The following is a 5,894-nucleotide window of genomic DNA, read 5'->3' as shown; positions in this document are numbered from 1 at the left end:
GTAACCAAATCAAAGAAGTAAAGATTCCATCTACTGTCACCGAGTTTGGTCCGGAAGTGTTTGCGAATAATAAGCGTTGGGTGGTGCTGGAAAAGGCTGCTGGGCAACAACCGCTCCCGGCCGCGGTAAAGTCCGAAAAGTACAAGTCCGGGTTTGGTCAGGTGGCTGCGGGGGACGCGGTCTCGATTACCATTAACTACATTGAACAGGGTACTAATAAGCCCTTGCGTAGCCCTGAGGTTTTGCAAAGTGAGTTTACGGAGCCGGATGGGGTTTATTTTGCGGGTCAGTCGAATACGGTTAAGGCTCCGGTTTTGGCGGGTTTTGCGGCTGTTAAGGAGACCGAGGAGATTACCCCAACGGTGGGTGGGGATAATACGGTTACGTTTGTCTATAAGCGTACTGATTTTTCGCCGACTATTACGGGTGAGGTTAATAAGCATTTAGCTAATGGGGCTGACGGCTCTACAGCGGCTTTACTTAAGGGTGTAACTGCTAAGGACGTTGAGGGACGCAATATAACTAACCTGTTGAAGGTGTCTCCGGAGAGTGTGGATACTTCGGTGGAGGGTACGACTCAGGTTTTCTATACGGTTACTGATGCTAAGGGGCGTTCTAAGACTGTTAAGGGTAATATCGCGGTTGGCCCGGACTGGCCAGAACAAATCATTTGCCCCGGCTGGCAAGTAAAAGACTTCACCTATGGTACCTGGACTGATTCGGAAGGGAAGAGACAAAACCATATTTCCGGTTTTAGTGCTGACGGGTTGGCGAAGTATAAAGCCGATAAGACTAAAAATAGTACAGATTGGTGTTGGCCGACAGTCGGGGACAAAGGTCAGGCAATCACCGCTATTGGTAGCTCTGCTTTCCAACGGACACCTTTAGCTTCTTTGCCGGATTCTTGGGGAAATATAGAATCTATTGGCTCCGAGGCTTTTAAAGATTCCAAAATCACCGCGCTTCCGGATTCTTGGGGCAAGATCGAAAACATTCAAGATGAGGCATTTTATAATAGTCAGCTAACTGCCCTGCCTAAATCTTGGGGGAATGTTTCATCTCTTGGCACCAGATCTTTTGGGGGAAATAAGATTACGGCGTTGGAAGCGCCCTGGGGCAAGATCACCGCGCTTCCGAGGGGTGTGTTTCAAGATAATGAAATAGCTTCCCTGCCAGCTTCTTGGGGAAATATAAAAACCATAGGCGCTTACGCTTTTCATGGTAATAAGAAGATATCGAGTATTCCAGAATCTTGGGAAAACGTTACTTTTATAGATCATTACGCTTTCGCTAATAACCGTATCACCTCCATACCGGATAACTGGGGTAAAATTGATATCCAAGCAGTTAAAGCGAACTGTGGTAATCCTGGATGCTTATTATCTGGAGCTTTTTCCAATAATCAGATTAGTGAATTAAACTTTTCCTGGGATGGATGGGAGGAAATACCGTTTAGTATCTTTTCTAGTAACCGGTTAACCTCGCTTCCTGATAGCTGGGGAACCGTTAAAAAAATCGGTAGCTATGCCTTTCAGAGTAATCAGATTAATTCTTTACCAGATTCTTGGAGGGAAATAACTGAAATCGGAAACGCTGCCTTTACTAACAATAAATTAACTAGTTTACCTGCCTCCTGGGGAGAGGTATCGAAGCTTGATATTGACGTTTTTTCTAACAACCTGCTGACTTCTTTACCTGCTTCTTGGGGAAAGATTACTAGAATTCCTATATACGGATTTGCTTTTAATCGTTTGACTTCTTTACCTGCTTCTTGGGGCGATGTTACCGAGATAGGCGATAAAGCATTCGGATATTACAAGTGGGATCAGGAATCTAATAAGATAACGAAAGTTCCCGATTCTTGGGGAAAAATAACTAAAATCGGGGAACAGGCTTTCTCGGGTAATGCTCTTACCCTGCTACCCGATTCTTGGGGTGAAGTTAGTTCTTTAGGTAAAGGCGTATTTGAGAATAATCAGTTAACTAAGCTAAGTGCGCCTTGGGGGAAGATAACTGCTATCCCCGCGGATGCTTTTGTAAGTAATAAACTGATTGCTATTCCATCTTCCTGGGATAATGTTAAAACTATTGGTAGCAAAGCATTTGCCTATAATGACATTGCGGCCTTGCCAGATTCCTGGGGTAAAGTCAATAGTTTGGGTTCGGAGTGTTTTTGTCTTAATGATTTTGCCAATCTGCCTGATTCTTGGGGGGAAATAACTACTATTCCAAGATATGCTTTCTCTAGTATACCGACACTGGTATCTGCAGGTTCTGATTGGGGTGAAGTTGTTAAGATAGACGATTCAGCCTTTAGATATGATAAAAATCTGGTAAAAATCCCTGAAAGCTGGGGAAAAGTTAGCGAAATCGGTGCTGCTGCTTTTGGTGATGCACAAGCGTTGAAAGACATTCCCGACTCTTGGGGAAATGTTAAAACAATACGCGACATAGCTTTCGGCGGTACTGGGATAACCAAGTTGCCGGATTATTTAGGTAACCTGACTTCTGTTAAAAGCGCATTCAGAGAGTTGGGTCTGGTAGCTCCGGTATTTAAGGTTGCTGATGACCGGCTGGAACAAACCGTGCAGATGCTTAAGAATAATATTTATAAAAAAGAATTAGTTATGGGGATTGAAGGTCCGGTTTATTTGCGACCCGAGTCAGGGAAGAACCCTAATCATGTGGCGTCTGTGCCTGGCAAGATTATTATTTTGGTTGATACCAAGGTCACCGCGAAATATGTGGACGAGAATGGTAAAGAGCTAAAGCAGCCAACCGAGCAGGTATTGAACACCCTAGATGGGGGAGATGAATATAATTTCTCGCCTCCAGTGATTGACGGTTACAGCGTGCCGGAGGCGCAAAAGATTGCTCTTGATGGGGAAGATAAAGAACTAACTTTCGTTTATAAACCGGTTCCAGAATCCTATAAGAACACCACCTATGGTTTGTTAGAGTTAAGCGGTAAGCTCACTAATGAGCCGGCAGATGAAAAAGGGAACTTCCCCAGCTCCGATATTCTCAAAGACCAGATAGGTAAAAAGCTGCGTACCGATATCACCTATGGTGGGGACGCGCCCGGCGCCGAGCTAGCCAACGGGGTTATCCGGATAACCTATGATCCGTCCCGGGTCGAATATGTAGAATCCGGAATTAAAGATGCCTACGGTTTCACTTCTGCTACCGTGGTCGCCCCCGGCGTCCTCGAAATAAAACTAGATAAAAACTACGGAGCGAATCGCAGAACCTCCATCCCTATTCACTGGCGGTTAAAAGAGCGGGTTACGCCCTCTGATGGGAGCTACCCCATTACCGCTACCTTGATAGAAACCGCTGATGATGGAACCCGTTATGTGGTTAAACCCAACCCGGCTTCTAAGCCCGGGCCGGTGAACCTGCAAGGTTACTATTTGATGCCCACCTTTATAAAAGATGCGGTAGGGTGCAGCCTGGGGGTGTGCCGTGATTATGATGAAGACGAAAATGGGCACGTAGCCGAGACCGGTAAAAATGCGGTCACCTTTACCTTCGGGATTAAAAAAGATCTGTTCCGTAACGTGAAGGGTTACACCATCACCGATGTTTTACCGGAGTACATCAAAGCAGACGGATCTACTGCGCGTGCCCAGTTCGTGGCGGAAGAAAACCCTGGCTGGACGCTTGGGGGCGACGGGGTGACCCTGACCTATACGGATAAAGACCGAATAATTCACAGCGAATACGCCGGTTTAGGCACGCTAAAGCTCCACTTCCCGGGGGCGAAAAAACAAGAAAGAATCAACAACAGTGCCGACTTCACCCTTAACCCCGAAGAACAAGGGGAAAAGGAACCCGTAATTACCGGGTCGGCAAGAACCAGGATTAGTTTCTATAAACCAATCGAAACCTTCCCCTCCGGGACTGCCCTCGACAAAAAAGCAGACGGGCCGCACTATGTGGACGCGGAACCCACCCTGTTCGACACCGACAGTGACCGGAAAAAAGAAATCAACTGGAGTGTTTACACCGATAACACCACCCAGACTGCCGGAATCGTGAACGTAGAAGACTACAACCTAGATAAACGGTTGCGCTACACCGGGGTAACCCCCGATCCGTTCTTTATCGGCGGGAAACTAGAAATCTTGTCCTCGAAAGATGGGGTAGACAAGCACTTATATTCCATAGATATTACTGACGGTAAACGTATCGAACTGCCCGAAGATTTAACCAAATACGACGATATTTGGTTGCGCTGGGTCAGTAAAACTGAGGCGCAGCCTGGAAAACGTACCATCAGTAAAGTACACACGCGTTTTAGGGACAGCGCTAAAAAGCTGTGCGAACAAACAAAGTGTGAAGCCCCCCTAGCTAACTCGGTACGCTCTGGTGAAAAAAAGAAAGAAGCATTCATCAACATTCGTCCCGAGGGTAAAACCATAAAAGCTCTCAAACGGAACACTTTTGAAAAACTCACCCTCACCGGTAAGACCGGTACCTATACCGTGGGTGCAGAAATAGAAACCGACTATGGTGTACCCCTGACTTCCTTTGAGCTGGTAGACGTGTTGCCCAATGGGCTAGAAGTACAAGGCGTGACCATGACCGGGACATTCGCGGCTCTGCCAGGGGCGCGTTACGAGATTGTGTCCAACTGGAATAATACTGGGCGGCAAGCGGTCAGGTTCCTGGCCGACCAGGTTACCAATGTAGACGATGTTTACAACGTGGGACAGCTAGAAACCTATATCTCCAAACGTACCCCCGGCCCCGTTATGGTAAACGAAGCATTCGTGCGTGCCCAAGGGAAAGTTTTCTACCTTAATAAAGTAGAAAATGACCCGGTAGCCGGGACAGGTATTTGGTCAAAGGCCGAGAATACCACCAAGGTTTCAGTCGGAGATGAAACTTATATCTACAAGCGGATACGAAAAGCCAAACCCAACGCGCCCTGGACGGACAAAATCCAGACCGTGGCGGGCGCAAACTTTGAATACCAGTTACGGCTGGGATACGGGGAAAATTCCGAACACTACTCCGTGATATATGACCTGTTGCCGGTAGCGGGAACCGAGGCGCGAGAAGGCTCTAACCTGATAAATCAATATCGCAGCGGAGCAAAAGTAACCTTCGCAATGGCAGACGGAACCAGCGTGCCCGGCTGGAAAGCCCAATACACCTGCGATACCAATCTGACAAAAGAAACCCTTAAGGGTGCTACCTGGAACGATGAACCCTGCGGGGCAGTGACCGGTTTGAAACTAAGCACCAGCAGTCCCCAAAACGGAAACTCCGAATTGTGGGCAACCGTACCCATGATTGCCGGCCCGGCAGGGGCAGATCCGCGTTCCCAAGAACACCTGGGTAAACAGGCAATAAATGACTTTTCCTCCGACTCGGGATCCCACGCCGGCACGCTGTACTCGAACCAGGTCATCAATACCCTGGTTCCGCCACCCTCCAACATTATCCTGCATAAAACCGGATTTAAGGTAGAGGGATACAACGTGAAAGAAGAGGCTCTTGCCGGAGCACAATTCGGTTTATACAACCCGCAAGGCGTGCTGGTTGCTACCGCAATCTCCGGCAAAGACGGGACAGTATCGTTTAACGAGGTAGACGCGAAACCCGGCTGGACAGTGCGAGAACTATCCGCGCCCGAAGGCTACCAGGTTAGCGATAAATCGTTCGTACTCACCTCGACCCACTTCAGCGACAAAAACTTTACCGACCAAAACGTTTACCAAATCGATTTAGGAACAGTAAAGAACTTCAGCCGTTGGCATCCGATTGAGCCGGTTACTGGTTCGGTGGAGTTTAAGAAAGTGGATAAGAACGGTCAGCCTTTAGCGGGTATTGAATTCACGATCACTCCGCAACCGGTGCTACAGAACGATGGCACCATGTTTGTG

General features: G+C 47.7%; 1 protein-coding gene. It reads left to right on the top strand.

Annotated features, from left to right (window positions below):
* A partial coding sequence (locus E6072_RS08800) for a leucine-rich repeat protein (RefSeq protein ID WP_316695139.1) occupies nucleotides 1-5,894 on the top strand: 5,894 nt, incomplete at both ends.

Origin of the sequence: Varibaculum cambriense, from assembly GCF_032557235.1 — a bacterium.
GTDB classification, from domain to species: domain Bacteria; phylum Actinomycetota; class Actinomycetes; order Actinomycetales; family Actinomycetaceae; genus Varibaculum; species Varibaculum cambriense_C.
The sequence above is the reverse complement of the archived record's forward strand: the minus strand, read 5'-3'. Positions and strand labels throughout refer to the sequence as shown.